The following is a 15,976-nucleotide window of genomic DNA, read 5'->3' as shown; positions in this document are numbered from 1 at the left end:
TTTCCACTGGTATTACTGCCAGCAGAGCAGGATTAGGCTCATATCGTCGGCGGTATGCTTTGAAAATACGGTCTGCATATTTGCGGCCAGGGCCTGGCTGACCTGTTCCTCATCCCCATCCCGTATCCACTCTGCAAGTGTGCCGCACACCTTTGCCGGGGTTTGAGTGCTGTATTGAAATAAGCTGTCCGCCATTCCGTCGCTCATCAGCAGAAGGACGCCCCCTTCGTTCCAGCGCCCGCGTTTGATGCGCAGATGCTCCTTCGCATCCTCCTCTGTAATAAAGCAGGTCTCATTCTGGTATTCGCCGTTTTCGGGATAACTGAATACTGACGTCTCCCCACACTGCTCCAGGATCATGACTCCGTCGCCCAGGTGTCCGGCCAGGTATCTCCCGTCCATGTGGGCCCCACAGAATTCAAGGGTACAGGCAAGGTCATAGATGGGGTACTCCAGCTCCCGCAGCGCCTGTGTACAGCAGGCCAGGATCCGCCCGATCACCAGCGGCTCCTCCAACGCCCACAGTCTTTCAAAGTCCTGCGCCAGCAGCTCCGTTACCGTCCGGGTCACACATTCGGCGCCCAACTGACTGCTGGGCCGGCTCCCGGCTCCGTCCGCCAGCGCGCAGCATACCACATTCCGGCCCCGCGCCATACGAATTCTGTCCTGGCAGGGACGCCCCTCCGCCAGATGCTGTCTTCCCGGGCGGACCGCGCCGCTCATTTTATGCTCCATCCCTTACCCCTTGCGCTCCAAACGCTCTGACCAGGAGCCGGTGGGCTCATACTTCAGTTCTTCTCCGCTCATGGACTGCCCGGCCTTCTTCAGACTGCGGCTGAGCCAGCCAAAGAACTCCCGGAACTTCAGGTCCCTCAGATAGTGGACCTTTCCATCCGGCGCCAGGCGGAGCAGGGAACCATATTCCACCCGGTCCTCATCCCCCACGATGATGCACAGGACATTCAGATGCTTCTCATCGTATTCCCGCTTCAGCCGATGGGCTGCTTCTTCCAGCTGTGCGCTGGACTGCGTTTCGTCACCGTCCCCAATCAGCACCAGCCATGGCCGGTAAAAGCTGATCCCGTTGTCCTCATATCGCACCTTGCGATGCTGCAGATTCTCAAGGGCCAGGTCTATCGCGTCTGCCAGAGGCGTTTCGCCGGACGCCTCCAGCTTCGGGAAGTGGATCCGGTCGGCCGTGGCAAAGTCGCACTCCACCCGGGCCATCGTTCCTCCGAAGCTGATCAGGCAGAGTTCTACCGAATCCCGGGCGATGGGGTCGGCCATCATATCACTGCGGAAGGTCTCAAGTCCCTCCATCACTTTTTCCAGCCGCCGCTGCTGCCGCATGGAATAGGACCGGTCCACGCACACGATGATGGGCGCCCTGCGGCTGGCGTTCCGGGCGATTTCCTCCTCTTCAATGCGGTATTCCCGGGCTGATTTGATCGGATAACGCCCCTGCTTCATACTGCTTTCTCCTCTCTATTCATCGCCAAAAACCTGCCCTTTTCTGCCTGCATTTTGGACATAGCGGCCCCTCCGCGTTATGCTCCAGGTTCATCACCTGCTCCTGATAGGTCGCGCCGCATCTGGAGCAGGTCACAGAGATCTGCCGTTTTTCCAGGTTGCGCCGTATTTCCCGGCACTTGTCGCACAGGACGGGCTCGCGACGGGCCCGTCGGCGCTCATATACGTCTTGACCCATATTGAAGGGCTGGCCGCAATCGCTGCAAAGAAGATCAACCATGTTTGTCGTGGCATCGTCGATTCCCATGGATTTGACCACCTTGAATGTATTGGGCAGGATCTCGTCTGTGCTTTTGCCCTCTTCAATCAGGCGAACATAGCGCTCCATGATGGTCTGCCATTCACGGGCGGACGGCCGCTCTTTCCCTTTAAAAACCGCATAAAACTTTGTTTTGACCTGATAGGGCATATGGCTCCAGATCATCCGCCATTTTCCCACCGGCGGCTGGATATTTGACGAGGCTGCTCTTGTATCTTCATCATCGGCGTGATAGGGATACGGGAAATCACCGTTGATGATCGCCTGAACAATGTCGTCATTATTGGAATTGCGGCTCTCATAGGGGCCTTTCCCCAGCATCAGGATCTCAAACAGCAGGGTGGCGATGGCATAGCGCTCGTTTTCTTCCGTCCGGATGTAGCTGTACTCCTGTATTCCCTTCCCGAAATGATCCCTATGGATTTCCGGCGGGGTAAAAAGGGGAGTACCCACAGGGCACGCAAAGTCCTCGAATTGATAGCTGTCACAATCAACAAAGAATACGCCGCAGTCTTTTGTTGCCATAAAGTTTCTGGGGTTTACGTCGCCCATCAGGATGCCCCGCTCATGCATCTGCGAAAAAACGCGGCTGATGTTGCAGGCGATTTGGACCAGGTCCTTTCTGCTCCACCCCTGTTCCAGGATGTTCCGGTTATCCCGCCCTGGGTAAAAGACCGTGTGGGCCAGCTCTTTTCCCATGGCCCTGGGCATCAGAAACCCGAGCCGGCGGCCATTCTGATCGGATATTGTTCCGGAGGGCCAACACAGTCCGGGGATATGAGGGTCGCGCCTTACCATGCAATCCAGCTTCTCAAGGCGGACTTCAGTTAAGTTCTCAGGGAAATACAGCTTGACTGCATACCGGGGATCCTCCGTGGCATAGACGATCCCTTCGCCGCCGTCCCCCAGACGTTCTGTCAGACGGATGCTTTGGCTCGTTCCGTTGGGATATTGGATCGTCACCTGTTCTCCGGCTTCAGGCAGGACGTAGGGGGACGCCTCCACGCGGGACGGGGAGGGGTTTGCCTGTGCATCGGGCTTTGCGGCAGCGTCCAGCATACTGCAATAAATATCATAGGTGGTGTAAAACAGAAACAGCCGGGGCTCTGCAGCAAAGGTGGGCTTTGCCGCCACAGCGTTCTGCTCCTCCACATGGGCAATCTCTTCCGCCAGCTGCTTGTCCGCTGTCAGGAGCAGAAAGCGGGTATCGGGGTGGGTTTGGATGATGGACCTGAGGTTTTCACCGCTATGTTCACTGGCTGTGGCGGCGGACAGGATCTCCATGCATCCCTTCCCCTTTAACAGCCGCAGGACCTTTACTGCGTTTTTTGCCTCTTCATAGAGGGTCTGGCGCTCCCTTTTCATCAGCACATCCGGCTCCGCCGTATCCTCCGTGGGGGCGTTGCTGCGGAGCTGCCGGAAGATGGCCTGGATCACAGATTCATCCAGCAGCAGCTTCTCTTTTCTTTTTGCCAGGATGGGCTGCAGCTGGGCAATCAATTTCCGTCCGTCCTCATAAAGGAACACGCTCTCATCCAGCAAGGGCACAAAATATTCCAGATAGAGATCAATCATGCCGGGCTCCAATTTAATGGCCAGCGCTCTCTGACGCAGCAGAGCGGCCGCTTTGATGGGCCAGCTCATACAGGTGGTATCAACCGGTACGCTTCTTTCCTCGTCCATGGAGGACCTGATTTCAATGGAGCCATTCAGCTCCTCTAGTTCCTCATCGATTTTCTTCCAGGCTTCCTCGATGGGCTCCATTCCTGCAGGGATACATTCCCGACAGTTCTTCAGCACCCGAGTCAGTTTCTTATATGTGTTGATGATCTCCTGAAATTTTTCACGATCCAAGGTCTTGATCGCATTTCCAGACAGATGGCCTAAATACTGGTTCCGGAAATTGATCGCCTTGTTCAGAAGCTCCTTATAGCCCCTGACATCGGATATGTCAAAGATCTGAAAAAAAGATTGGCTATAATCCGGTCCCCTATGCCCGTCGCCATATTTCAGATACTTTAATACCGCCTGCAGATCCAGCTCCTGATACGGCTTTGCGGGACACACACGCTTGAAGCGCTTGCCTTCCCCATCCCTGAAAACATAACTCAGTTGAGGGTTGTTTTTTCGTGGTTCAAATAGATTTTCCCAGAACGCTTGGCTGCTGATGTTCGTTTTGCCATTGGCATATTCCACAGCAGATATCATATATTTGCTGACCATTTGTGCCACATTAATGCAGTAGATCGCCGCTTCTTCCTTTTGCATCTCATCCCAGAGATCCTTGGTTGCTTTGCACACTTTCATTCACCCGCTTCTTCTATCATCCCGCTTGCTCTATGTTAGCGCCTCTGAGCCCCGTTTCTGTTCAGTATCTGTATAAATTACAGTGACAGCGCCTGCTCCACCATAGCGAGCAGTTCTTCCCGCATGGACGCCGGCTCTATTACCGTGACCATGGAGCCCAGGTACAGCAGCCGCCGCAGGATCTCACCGCGGTCGAATCGGTAATACTGAAAAGACAGGCGATATCGATTCTCTGATACCTGCTGCGTTTCCAAAAAGAGCTGGCCCTCAAACACCAAAAAGCACCGCTCCAGGGCATTCCGGGCCGGCTCCACCTCCAATACGACAGGCTCCGGCTCTAACAGCTGCTCAATGGCGTTGGAGATCTCTTCTTCCGATATGTTTGTCCCACCCAACAGTTCTACGGACTGAAGGTTATCCAGCCGGGCCTTGATGGTCCTTCTTTGATCCGGCTCATACAAAATAATCCACCAGCGGCGGTCAAACACACTGTATTCCAGCTTCCAGGGCAAGGTCGTCGCCTCTTGCAGGTCCTGCCTGTCTTTTGTCCGATAATGATACCGTACCATGCGCCGTTCCCGGATGGCTTTGAGCAAGCGTCTCATATCCTCCGCACGGGGCTGACCGGAAAACCCGGTCCCTTTGGGCGCGTAAAATTGGAGATGCCCGAATTTCGACGGGCTGTCCGAAACCGTTTCTAGTTTTCTCAGTGTTTTATCCGGAAGAAACAGCTTTGCCTCCGGAAAGGCCAGGATATATTTCAGATAGTCCAGTTCCTCTTTGTGGGGCGACAGGGCGAATGGAGAAAAACCGCTTCCAGCGGTATACCCCTGATCGGTTTTCTCCAAAATCCCGGTGTCGCACAGCGGTTTGAGTACCTGGTCCGCATAATCCAGGCCTGTACGTGCCGCGATCTGTTCTGCGGTCTTCTGGGTGACGATTGTTTCTGCGGACAGGTGGGCCATCAGCTCTGCGGCAAATTGGAACACCCGGCTGTGATATCGATTCAGCAGTTTCATGCTCCAACCCCTTTCAGCCTGCGTCTCATCCTGCGCAGATCCTCTTGCAGCGCGGTATCCAGTCCATGGTCTCCCGGCAGAATTCGCAGCCAGGGTGAAAAGGACCGCAGAAACGGAAGCAGTTCCAGCGGGTCGTTGATCTCCGCGCAATAGTATTCCTTTCCGTTCTGAACGGATATCGTCCCGATACAGATCTCTCGTTCAAACTGCATACGCATCCCGGTATAATCGCCAAAGCATAACTCCGCTTTCACCAGCGTGGGGCCATTCGAGGGAAGCAGTCCGGAACACCCGGCCGCCTTATAGGCTTTTTTTACGGCAGCCTCAGCCATGTGCCAGCGCTCTTTCTCTTCCCGCTCTCCGCCTTTCAATGACCGAATGAAACTGACTCTGCAAATAAACGGAGCGCTGTCCCGCTCCTGTGCCAGCAGATACCACCGTCCCAGCCGGATGTCTGCCCGCAGAGCGACCGGAAGCACCTCAGCTTGTCCCTTATGCTCAAGTTCCAAGGTCACGCGGCGGTGTTCCTCCATTGCGTCCAGTAGCTGATACAGGATCTCTTCGTCAAAAACGTTCCGATTCACGCTGTGACGCAGCAAAAACGGTGACCTCTGGGCAAAGGGTCTGCCCCGTCTGATATATTCCTGTTCCAGCGTCCTCAGCAAAAAGCTGCCCGCCACCCTTGGATAGGAGACTCCGCAGAAGAAGCGCACGCAATCAAAGAGCTGGTCCAGTTCCTCGTTATCCAACGCTTTGAACGGGGCGGGGACCAGCTTGTACTCTTTTCCGGATTTATATACATACCCGCTGTCGCACAGATCTTTCGCCCTGCGCCTGGCCGAACTGTACTTTGATGTATCCTCCTCTTGACAATAGGTTTCCAGGCGCCGCTTCAGCGTCTCCGTGGTACAGGGCGCCTCTGCCAGAGTTGAAAGTATTGCCAAAAGTTCGACCAATTCTTTCTCCGCGTCCATCGCAAACAGGAGATAGGAGTCCGCCATTCGATTTTCGCCGCTTTTTGCATACGCTCTCTGGAATCGCAGGTATTTTTGTCCCTCCATCCAGACGGCATTTTCGTCTGATTCAGGAAACATAGAGCGGATCAGGCTGGTACCGAAGTCGTAGTCTTTGACGCTTCCGATCCCCATGCGCGCAAAATCAGTCCTGTTAAAGAAACCGTAGAGGTAGATTCTTTCCAAATACTTGCGGACCCGATTATAATCCCGCACCCCGATGATCTCCGGCATACCCTGCTCTCTCCTACATTAAATTCAAAGCAACGGAATACAGCAATATTTTTGCTGGCGGCTTCGATCTTATCTCTCATTATACTGAATATTTCCTGCTCTTACATAAGAAACGTCACCTATAACTTTTTCTCTCATTATAAGCGATAATTGATTTAAGTAAAGAGGAACCGACAAAATTGACGATTTCCACGCGTTCCGTAATACATAAAAACAGAGTTATGGGATTATTTGGATTCTTTTCTTGTTTGAAATCAATTATAGGAGCGTGTGCCGTGCTGGCGTGGTGGTGATGTCAAAACGAAAGGGAGAGCGTCAAAGATGTAATGTCTTTGGCGCTCTTTGAATGCGCCGTCTGAAACGGTACCTTTAGACCGCACGAATGGTGCAGCCAGACCGCTAAAATGGTGCATAGTCACCGCAGATATGGTGCATTGAGAGGATGGCCACTAAAATGGATTTAGCATTGTCAGAGTCCCATTTATAGATAAGTATTGGTCAGTTAAACTACACAAATGAGATGGATGGTATCTCATTTGTGTAGTTTCAAATCATTTGAGTTAATATGGAATAAACCTCATTTTCCCTTTTGTTACCACAACCAAGTTATACTTATCTAAGGTTATTTTATCGCTACCACCCATACTCAGAACATACTTTGGATAGGTGTTAAGAGCGCCATTTTCCCAAATACCATTCGTTGCCCAAATGCTATATGTTTGCCACCCGGGCCATTGAAAATGGTGTAGATGTGGCTACTGTCTCCGGATTGTTGGGCCATGCGGACGTGACCACCACCACACACTACTATGTTCATCCCCGCCAGGAGGCCATGCGCCGGGCCATGCAGTCCATCACTCCAGTGGCCCGCCTAACCCTGCCAGGAAGAGGCTGCATCCCCCAGCCGGAGCAAGAACAGATTCAGACGCCTGCCTGCCCACCCTGTGTTTGCCGCCGGAAGAAAGTGCTGCAAGATCTCGGACAAACCTCCGACAAACGGCAAATTTGACCAAAATTCTGTTTAAAGGTATAATAGGCCCCCCGGCATAGCCGGGGGGTTCGGACTACAAAAAGCAGGACGGAATGCTTTTGAATTCCGCCCTGCCTTTTTGTTGTTCATCTGACTTGTTTCTTTTTCTTCCCCAGCAGCAGGGAGGCAAACAGGGAAACCAGCGGCACGGTCAAGATAATGCCCACCGAGCCGGCCACGCTCTGGATCAGTTCAATGGCCATGGTATCGCTGTTGATGATCTGGATTAGAGGGTAATGATAGACCTGGAAGAGCAGCAGCATATTGAAGGAGGCGCCCGCAAAAGCCAGGATCAGCGTATTGGCCATGGTGCCCATGGCGTCCCGGCCAATGTTCATCCCCGACCGGAACAGACGGCCGGAGGTGATCTCCGGGTCCACCGTCCGCAGTTCGTGGCAGGCGGAGGAGATGGACATAGCCACATCCATCACCGCCCCCAAGGCTGCAATGAGGATACCGCTAACCAACAGCCCCCGGATCTCCAGGGGGCTGTCATAGGCCCGCAGTACCAGTTCCTCCGCCTCCGACATATTGAATCCGCCGATAGGCGTGATGATCCCCACGATCCAGGCAAACAAACCTGCCGCCGCCACGCCGCATACGCAGCCCAGCCCGGCACATAGGGTCTTGCGGGAAAAGCCGGTCAGCATCAGCAGAGAGGCCGACGCCGTCAGCGCCGCGATAAAAATGGCCGACGGAATGGATGGCGCTCCCTTCAGTACCATGGGAATGAGCAAAAACCAAATACTCGCCAGGGTGTAGACCAATCCCAGCAGAGCCATGACGCCCTTTTTGCCTCCAATGATGATCAGCAGCAGGGTGAAAACGGCCAGCATACCCATAAGAACAATACCCCGGTCATAGTTGGGAATAGAGACCACATAGGGCTCCCCATTTTCATCCACATCCAGCCGCACAATGACCCGTGTGCCCAGAGAGCAGTCCACATTGGCATAGGCAGTCAGGTAATTGATTGTCTCCAAAACCGCCCCTTTGTAAGGTCCGCTGAGGATCTCAAGCTCCAAATACTGGCTGCCCAATCGCAGGCCTTCGGTCCAGTCATCCGGCTGGGCATCATCGGCCAGGATATCAGTGACTCGGGCGGAAGCAAAGTTTCTCTTCTGGGCAGCGGTCAGTTCCCCATTCTCCGGCCGGAGCAGCACGGCCCCCACCACCAAAATGAGCAACAGGCACAGACCTACCGCCAGACCTGCAATTCGCCCCTTGCTGGGAGGCCAAAGGGGCTGTCTTTGCGGCCGAACAGGCTGGTCTTGTTTCTTTCCCATGGCTCTCTCCTCTCAAGATATAAGGCGGGGCGCCGCCCACCGAGGCAGGCGGCGCCCTGTGGAGTGCATAAATCCGATCAGCTGAGTTTCAGCATACGATTCAGCATGGTACACAGCTCAGCCCGGCAGGCCTGGGCCGTGGGCGCCAGCGTCTGGCTGGAGCGGCCCTGGATCAGGCCCATACCCACAGCCCACTTCATAGCTTCCACGGCATAGTCGCCGATCTGGCCGGCGTCGGAGAAGCGGGACACATCGCCGACCTTATTCTCGCCTTTCTGATGCTGCCAGTAGCGATAGAACATCACCGCCACCTGCTCCCGGGTAACGGCATCGTCGGGACCAAAGAGACCGGAGTCATAGCCGGTTACGATTCCGCAGTCAACCGCCCAGGCTACCGCCTCATCATACCAACTGTCGTCAGCCACATCGGGGAAGTCAGCGGAGCCGTCAAACTTTTCACCGGAGAGCCGGTAGAGGATGGTGGCAACCATGGCCCGGTTCACTACCAGTCCGGGACCAAACTTGGTTTTGGACACGCCTTCCATCAGGCCAGCCTTAACCACATCCATTACATCTTCATAGTACCAGGCATCCTTGTCCAGGTCGGTAAACCTGGGAACATTGCTTCCGCTGCCGCCGCCACCGCCGGAGGGAGGCACATAGGCGGGCGGGATGTCTACCACTTCGGTGCCGCACACAATGTCCCCACGGTCACGGACGCGGATACGGGGGAAGGGGCCCTGGGGGGCGTTGAAGGTGTTGTCATAGGAGGCCAGACCGGTCACGGTGATCTCGTGGCCAACAGCCAGGTTTTCGATGACCTTGTCCTTGGTGATATAGCCGTCAATAAACACCCGGGCGTCATAGCCGGTCTTATCCCGGACGATGATGGTCTGGACCAGGCCCTCTGACTCGGCAAAGCTGACCACCACACCCTGGAGCTTGACCAGACTGCCCAGATAGGTGGACTGGGCGGCCTCCTTGGTGGTGATGGGCTTGGGCTCTGGCGCCTTCTCCTCGCCGATCTTCTTGATGCTGAGAACGTTCATCTGCCGCTCACCCTGATAGGAGGAGGTGGTACCAATGATGCGGACTTTGTCCCCAATCTTGTAATTGCCCGCCACGGGGAAGGCATTGATACCGGCGGTATCGTCCTGAAGATAGATACAGTCAAAGAAAGCAGTATCTTTGTCATAGCCGGAGGCGTTGGAGGTGATCACGCCCTCAATGGCAAACTTGACGTTTTCTTCCTTCTCCGCCTGTACCTGTTCGATGGGGGTAACCGCCAGAGGATTGAGATAGTTCACCAGGTTTTCACAGATATTATAGTTGGAGTAATTCTTTTCCGAACCGTTGTCCAAATTGGCCTGGACCTCGAAGTTGGACATGAAGGCCGCACCGGAGACCACGATCAGGCCCTTGCCGCCGCCCAGATCTTCAGTGGCTAGCACCATCAAACGGTTGTCACCGTCTGTAACGGGATACTTGGGGATATCATTGCCGCCCAGGCCATCCCCATCCACATCCTTGGAATAGGTGGAGCTGTGTCCATAGACCACGGGGGTCACCGTCTCCGGCAGTGCGGAAGCAGCGTTTCCAGTCCCATCCACAGCGTAGACTGTGGCGCCGCCGTAGTGGCTGTACAGCTGGGTGTACATATTGTCATAGTCGTGGTCCTTATCATACTCAATGCCCTGGGTCAGGAAGCTGTCCCAGTTGTAGGTATTGAAGTACAGCCGCCAGGGGTCCACCCCATCAATTTTGCTGAACACATCGTCATAGGTGGCGTCGTCACCGATCCGCAGGGAGGAACCCAGAGCCTTCAACACCTCGTTCTGAGCGGCCGCCATGTGGAGGATATCCGGGTTATTCTGAATGACATCATAATTCTCGTAATTGTCCGACCAACCCGCCAGAATGACCATGCCGCCGGCATCGTTGAAGGCGGCGATGGCCGCCAGTTCGGCCTCAGAGTAGGTCTTTGGATCGCTCTGAGCCTCTGCCAGCCGACGGGACGGAGCGGTAAGGATGATGGCCTTGTACTTGGCGTTTCCGCAGGCGGCGATCAGTTCCTCGCTGGTGTTCAGCTGTACGGTCCGCACCGAATAACCGGCGGCCAAATTGCTGAAGTTGCCCATGGAGTCCTTATAGTTGCCGTTCACATATTCGTTGTAGTGAGAGGCGTCGATACCGATATACACCAGTTTGTCGGCATCCATAACGTCCAGGGTCACATCCTTGGAGTAGGTGTACTTTACATCGCCCCGCATCAGAACGGCGGTCACGGTAATCGTCATCACCTTGGCTTCAGCGGGGGTGTAGTTCCAGGTCACATCATGGGTGCCGGTGGCCAGGGTATAGCCGGTGTTATCGGTGTACAGCACCTTATCGCCGCTGGCATAGGTGATGGATTCCACCGTTACTTCCTCCGCCTCGCTGTTGAAGAAGGTGGTGGTGAGGGTCAGCTCTTCGCCAGTAACGGGGATCGCGGTATCGCACGTCACGGAGGAGATGCCCAGTTTCACGGTCTCGCCCACCCACACAGGAGCGGTAACGGCCAGATCGCCATCATTCTGGGTAACGCGGATGAAGTAGTAGCTGTAGTCGGCGGGGATGGCACAGCTCAGCGTTCCGGTCTTCAGCTGGGCAGGATCGTCCCAGGTATAAGCCACAACGCCGGAGTTGACGACCACTTCCACCCTGGCGATGGAATCAGAGGCATCGGGATCGTAGACGTTGACGCTGATGTTGGCTGTCTCGGGGACTTCCTCAATGGTGGAACCCAGCATCTGGCCGTTGAGGGTATAGTTGATCTCCAGATTCTTATCCTCAGTGGCATAGACCCGATAATTCCGGATGGCCTCATAGATGCCGTCCTGAGAGAAATCATCGGTGAGGACCACGTCACGGGCATCGTTGGCATTGCCCCATCTGCCCTTGTGGTTGTCCTGGTTGTTGGTGGGGGCCACGTGCCAGCCCTTATCCAGGGCCATGATGTACTGCTCATAGCTGGGGTAATAGCCGCCGGCGCCGATGGCGCCCTCGCCGTTGCCCACCTCCACCAGGTACATCCGGCTGTCAATGACGGCATTATAGTAGCCGAAGTCAACAAAGTTGCCGAATGTGGTACCGGGGTGGTTGAACTGGCTGATGGAGTCCGCCAGGTTCTCGTTGCTCAGCAGGGCGTAGTAAGCCTGCAGACCCGCATCGTCATTTTTGTTGTTGAGCGTCTTATTGTTGCGGGAAACAATACCGGGTGTATTGAAGGTATTGATGTGGCCGGGGCCTCCGGACCAGGTCATCTCAAAGCCCGCCAGGGCCACCAGTTTCCCGGCGTGCTGGGTATTGAATGTGTCGATGGTACCGGTATAGGCATTCCACTTTTCCTTGCTGCCCGCAGACATCTGGCTGATATCATAGAGGGCGGCCTCGGGGTTTGCCTCGGAAGAGGTGTCGAAATAGTTGGAGTGATCCGTGAAGGCCACAAAATCCACGTTGGCATTCTCAGGGAGTCCAGCCACATAGTCCAGGCCCTGCTGCAAAGTACCGGAGCCATCGGAGTATTCGCCGGTATGGGAGTGGAGCTGGCCGAAGTAGAGCTGATACTGGGCCGTGCCGATGGTAAAGGTCCAGGTACGCTCCGCTTTCTTGTTGTCACTCCGAGTAATACTGGCAGTAACGGTGACCTTACCATCCGCCATGGCCTCGGCAGGCTTGTAAGAGACCTTGCCGTTCTCCACGGTGGGAGTAACATCCTGATCATTTACCTTCAGGGCAATGGTGGGAGTCTCACCCCCGTTGGCGAAGGTAAAGCCGATCTCAGGCTGCTTTTCCTCACCGGTCTGGGCATTGGCGGCGGGGAAAATGTCGGTAATGACCGGCTCGTCCTTCACGGTGATCTCCGCACTGCCGTTAAAGCTCACACCCTTGGTGTCGGTACCGCTGACAGTAACGGTCAGTTTCCCCTCGCTCAGAGCGGAAGCGGGGATGGTGAAGGAGTAAGTGCCGTTATCATTGGTCAGTACGGCATCAGTAGTGTCATACTTGGCGGTCAGGCCGTCGGCCACGCCGAACACCGCGTCCACGGTGAAGGTCACGGTGTAGTCCTGTCCCACATAGGCCTCAGGCAGGGTGCCAAAGTTGACTACAGGCGCATTGACCACGCCTTCGGTCACATTCACACCAGAGGATACCGGATAGAATTGGAAGGTGAAAATATCCTTGTCCGTGACCTTGTTCATGCTGTAAGACTTATAAGTACCGCCATAATACTCCAGGAACTGCGAATACTTTCCATTAAACTTGGCGGTGCGGCTTTCCAGGGTAAAGCCGCCGTTATATGCCTCCAGCTTCCAGTCAGCGTCGTCAGCAGCATCCTTGGAATAGAACGCATTGTTGCCGGTACCGTTGGAGCAGAGATAGCCGTCATAGTCGGTCTTAAAGCGGAACCACTCGCCTTTCTGCTCCACAGTAAACACCCGGGCGCCATTGGTGGGGGTGGCCACGCCGTCAGTCACCGTAGCAGCAGCGTTGTTGACAACCTGATTGTCGCCCTCTCCGGACAGCACGCCCTGAGCGGACAGGTTGTAAATGACCACCTGGTCTCCGTCTTTGGGCAGATCGCCGGTAGGCGGCTCAGGAATATCAGTCACTTTGTAGAAAGAGAGGGCAAACATACTCTCGCTGCCGGGGTTAATTTTGTAATAAGAACTCCAGTTGTTCTTCTCGGCATACCACTCCATATAGGCGCCGCGTACGAAGTTTTTGATGTACCAGAGGCCGTTGCCGGCATCCTCCAGCACCCACTTGTCATTTTTCTCGCCCAGAGGCATACTAGCGAAGGAGTCACCCATGCCGATGTTCTGGCTGTTATAGGAGAAGGACCAGGTGCCGTCCCCGTTGTCGGCCACGGTCCACACCTCGGCGGCGGTAAAGCCGGACAGGGTGCCGTTTGAATAGGCCACATCCACACCGTTATTGTAGAAGCCGTTGTAAGTAGCGGAGAGCGCCTTGTTGTAGGCGGGGTTGTAAATGACCACCTGGTCGCCGTGGGTGATGGGACCGGCAGGAGTGCCGCCCAGGTCGATCTCGGCGGCGGTCGTATTACGCAACTGGAGGGTGGTATTATATACGCCCACCGCGGCAGTAATGGTAATGGTGTCGCCCACCTTCACAGGCCAGGCGCCATCTTTGTTCTTTTCAATAACGGCCTTGTAAAGCTCAATAGAGTTGGTGCCGTCGGTAACGGTAATATTAGGATTGGAATACTTGCCGCCGTTATCGTCGACCTCCGTAACTTCCACATTCTGAATGGTCACATAGGTGCAGATGTCGGCAGTGGTCAGCTCACTGATGGTCTTGACGGTGGGGGTAAGGGTCAGACCGGAGGATTTTACATAGGTAGAACCGTCCAGCTGGGGTAAACCGTTGAACGTAGCACGCTTGCCGGTTCCGATGACGGTGTCGCCCAGGGCAATGTCGTCAAAATTGTCGCTCATGCGAACGCAGATACCCCCAGTGCTGTCCTGGAGGTAGACGTTCTTCCCATCAACAAGTGTAACAACACCCTTGACTGCAAGGTCAGCAGTGTCATCTGGAGCCTTCAGGGCATCCGCAATGGTAATGGTCTCCGGCTCCGTGGGGCCGGGGTCCGTGCCGCCCTCGCCGTCCAGCTTATAGAGGGTAAAATCACAGGGATAGCCTGCGTTGATGGTGGTATTTTTATAAGCGCGGAATTTGTTGTCGACGCTCTTGTTGCTAGCCAGGGTCACGGTGTCCGCACCGGTGCCCAGAAAACGGAAGGTACCATTTTCAAAGGAGATGGCCCAGGTATAGCTGCCAGTCTGGATGCCATTCTCATTGCCGCCCTTGGGCGCCACCTGGGTCCCGTTGGCGTCGGTAAGGGTGACACCGTCATCCGCGACGGCGATATCCCACACCAGATTGGCATCGGGATTCGTAAGGCTTCCGGTTTCATCTGTCACCTGTGTGGCGGTAAGCCAGGTACCGTCCAGTGCGCCCACGGCATAGCCGCTGTCAACGACCATGACGTATTTGCCATCGATCAGTTCTTCCTGTGTGGTGATCTTCGTAAAGGTCCCCGTTTCACCGGCGGCAAAGACCGCGGTGGGCAGCAGGGATAAAAGCATTGCAAGGGTTAATATCGCGGATAGCAGGGGTTTTAGTTTATGTCTCATACAGCAATCATCCATCCTTCCTTGCACGAGGCCGCGCTCCCGCGCAGCCGCTTCTTCTTCCGGATGTACCCCGCTCTCTCACCCCCATGTCGCGGATTGGGCCAAAAAAACCGGACGGTGCGTCCGGCTTCTCCTTCTGATTTTCGGCCTCGTCCTGCCTTTCTTTGTCCCAGGCGGTCCTGATGGTCCGTCCAATGGATTGCAGTAAAGCAACTGCGTACTACACAGTGTTATTTTAACAAAACATTCCTTTGGACACAAGCCTTTTTTGGTAATATTACCATTGTGTTCTTTATCTTTTTCAGAAGTATTTGTATATTATATGTAATTCCCCACTCATCTCACCTTATTTTTGTCATATTATGTTTTTTCTTCCTTTTTATGTGCCGTCTGCTCTCATTTGTTCGGCACGCAAACAGGCCCTTGCAAAACGCAACCGCTGGTTGCGGAAGTGACAGTCCCTGTTGCTGGACCCGCAACCGGCCTTTTTGTTATGCTCAGGGCACAAGGAAAGGAGGCCTGTATATGAAGCTGTCAGAAAAGATCTACTACTGCCGAAAAAAGTCCGGCCTGTCTCAGGAAGCCCTGGCTGAGCAAATCGGCGTATCCCGTCAAGCCATCAGCAAGTGGGAAACCGGCGAGTCCTCCCCCGAGGTCAGCAAGCTGCCCCTGCTGGCCCAGGCGCTTCACGTCTCTCTGGACTGGCTGCTGTCCGAGGCAGAGCCGGAACCGGAGCCCCAGCCTCAGCCCAGCGTCCCGCCCTCCCCCACCTGGGCCGATCAGCTGCCCGGTCTCATCGGTACCCTGGCCCGCCGGTACGGCTGGCTGGCCGGGGTCTATCTGGTGTTCGTAGGGGCTGGTTTTACTCTGGTAGGCGCTCTGGCTCGGGCCTCCACCGCCCGGATGATGACCTTTTGGGATGGGGGCAGCTTCGGCCAGTCCATAATCCGGAACAATCCGGTGACCCTGTTTGGCACCGTGATTCTGGTCATCGGTATCATCCTGATGGTGGCAGGTGTCATTCTGGCCGTATTTCTCAAACGGCGTTTCAAGAAATAGTCCCCCTACAAAAAAGCGGCGCTGCCGATAGGCAGCGCCGCT

General features: G+C 55.1%; 8 protein-coding genes. 1 reads left to right on the top strand and 7 read right to left on the bottom strand.

Going from position 1 to position 15,976, the window contains the following annotated elements; genetic code table 11:
* Nucleotides 1-12: 12 nt before the first annotated feature.
* The 7 genes from WHJ28_RS03700 to WHJ28_RS03670 form a co-directional block, all read right to left on the bottom strand.
* Nucleotides 13-735 (bottom strand): PP2C family serine/threonine-protein phosphatase, encoded by a 723-nt coding sequence (locus WHJ28_RS03700; RefSeq protein ID WP_340039815.1) that lies wholly within the window; start codon nt 733-735, stop codon nt 13-15.
* Between the two features lie 3 nt (nt 736-738).
* Nucleotides 739-1,470, bottom strand: a complete 732-nt coding sequence (locus WHJ28_RS03695) for a vWA domain-containing protein (RefSeq protein ID WP_340039814.1) — start codon at nt 1,468-1,470, stop codon at nt 739-741.
* Nucleotides 1,471-1,489: 19 nt separating this feature from the next.
* Nucleotides 1,490-3,643, bottom strand: a complete 2,154-nt coding sequence (locus tag WHJ28_RS03690; RefSeq protein WP_340039813.1) for a hypothetical protein — start codon at nt 3,641-3,643, stop codon at nt 1,490-1,492.
* A 530-nt stretch (nt 3,644-4,173) separates the two neighbouring features.
* Nucleotides 4,174-5,115 (bottom strand): WYL domain-containing protein, encoded by a 942-nt coding sequence (locus tag WHJ28_RS03685; RefSeq protein ID WP_340039812.1) that lies wholly within the window; start codon nt 5,113-5,115, stop codon nt 4,174-4,176.
* Nucleotides 5,112-6,362 carry a WYL domain-containing transcriptional regulator gene (locus tag WHJ28_RS03680; protein WP_340039810.1) on the bottom strand — a complete coding sequence of 417 codons (1,251 nt, stop codon included), beginning with the start codon at nt 6,360-6,362 and terminating at the stop codon, nt 5,112-5,114. Before WHJ28_RS03680 ends, WHJ28_RS03685 begins: the two co-directional genes overlap by 4 nt.
* A 1,116-nt stretch (nt 6,363-7,478) precedes the next feature.
* Nucleotides 7,479-8,678 (bottom strand): YibE/F family protein, encoded by a 1,200-nt coding sequence (locus WHJ28_RS03675; RefSeq protein WP_340039809.1) that lies wholly within the window; start codon nt 8,676-8,678, stop codon nt 7,479-7,481.
* 77 nt (nt 8,679-8,755) lie between these two features.
* Nucleotides 8,756-14,875 carry an S-layer homology domain-containing protein gene (locus tag WHJ28_RS03670; protein WP_340039808.1) on the bottom strand — a complete coding sequence of 2,040 codons (6,120 nt, stop codon included), beginning with the start codon at nt 14,873-14,875 and terminating at the stop codon, nt 8,756-8,758.
* A 525-nt stretch (nt 14,876-15,400) separates the two neighbouring features.
* Between WHJ28_RS03670 and WHJ28_RS03665 the strand changes: the two genes are divergently transcribed.
* A complete protein-coding gene (locus tag WHJ28_RS03665) occupies nt 15,401-15,934 on the top strand; it encodes a helix-turn-helix domain-containing protein (protein WP_340039807.1) in 534 nt (177 codons plus the stop codon).
* The last annotated feature ends 42 nt before the right edge of the window (nt 15,935-15,976 follow it).

Origin of the sequence: Flavonifractor porci (genome assembly GCF_037572415.1) — a bacterium.
Classification (GTDB): domain Bacteria; phylum Bacillota; class Clostridia; order Oscillospirales; family Oscillospiraceae; genus Flavonifractor; species Flavonifractor porci.
Note: the sequence above shows the minus strand (reverse complement) of the source record. Positions and strands in the feature narration are given on the sequence as shown.

Coding starts and splice junctions, on each gene's coding strand:
- WHJ28_RS03700 (WP_340039815.1), bottom strand. CDS start 735: ATGGAGCATAAAATGAGCGGCGCGGTCCGCCCGGGAAGACAGCATCTG.
- WHJ28_RS03695 (WP_340039814.1), bottom strand. CDS start 1,470: ATGAAGCAGGGGCGTTATCCGATCAAATCAGCCCGGGAATACCGCATT.
- WHJ28_RS03685 (WP_340039812.1), bottom strand. CDS start 5,115: ATGAAACTGCTGAATCGATATCACAGCCGGGTGTTCCAATTTGCCGCA.
- WHJ28_RS03680 (WP_340039810.1), bottom strand. CDS start 6,362: ATGCCGGAGATCATCGGGGTGCGGGATTATAATCGGGTCCGCAAGTAT.
- WHJ28_RS03675 (WP_340039809.1), bottom strand. CDS start 8,678: ATGGGAAAGAAACAAGACCAGCCTGTTCGGCCGCAAAGACAGCCCCTT.
- WHJ28_RS03670 (WP_340039808.1), bottom strand. CDS start 14,875: ATGAGACATAAACTAAAACCCCTGCTATCCGCGATATTAACCCTTGCA.
- WHJ28_RS03665 (WP_340039807.1), top strand. CDS start 15,401: ATGAAGCTGTCAGAAAAGATCTACTACTGCCGAAAAAAGTCCGGCCTG.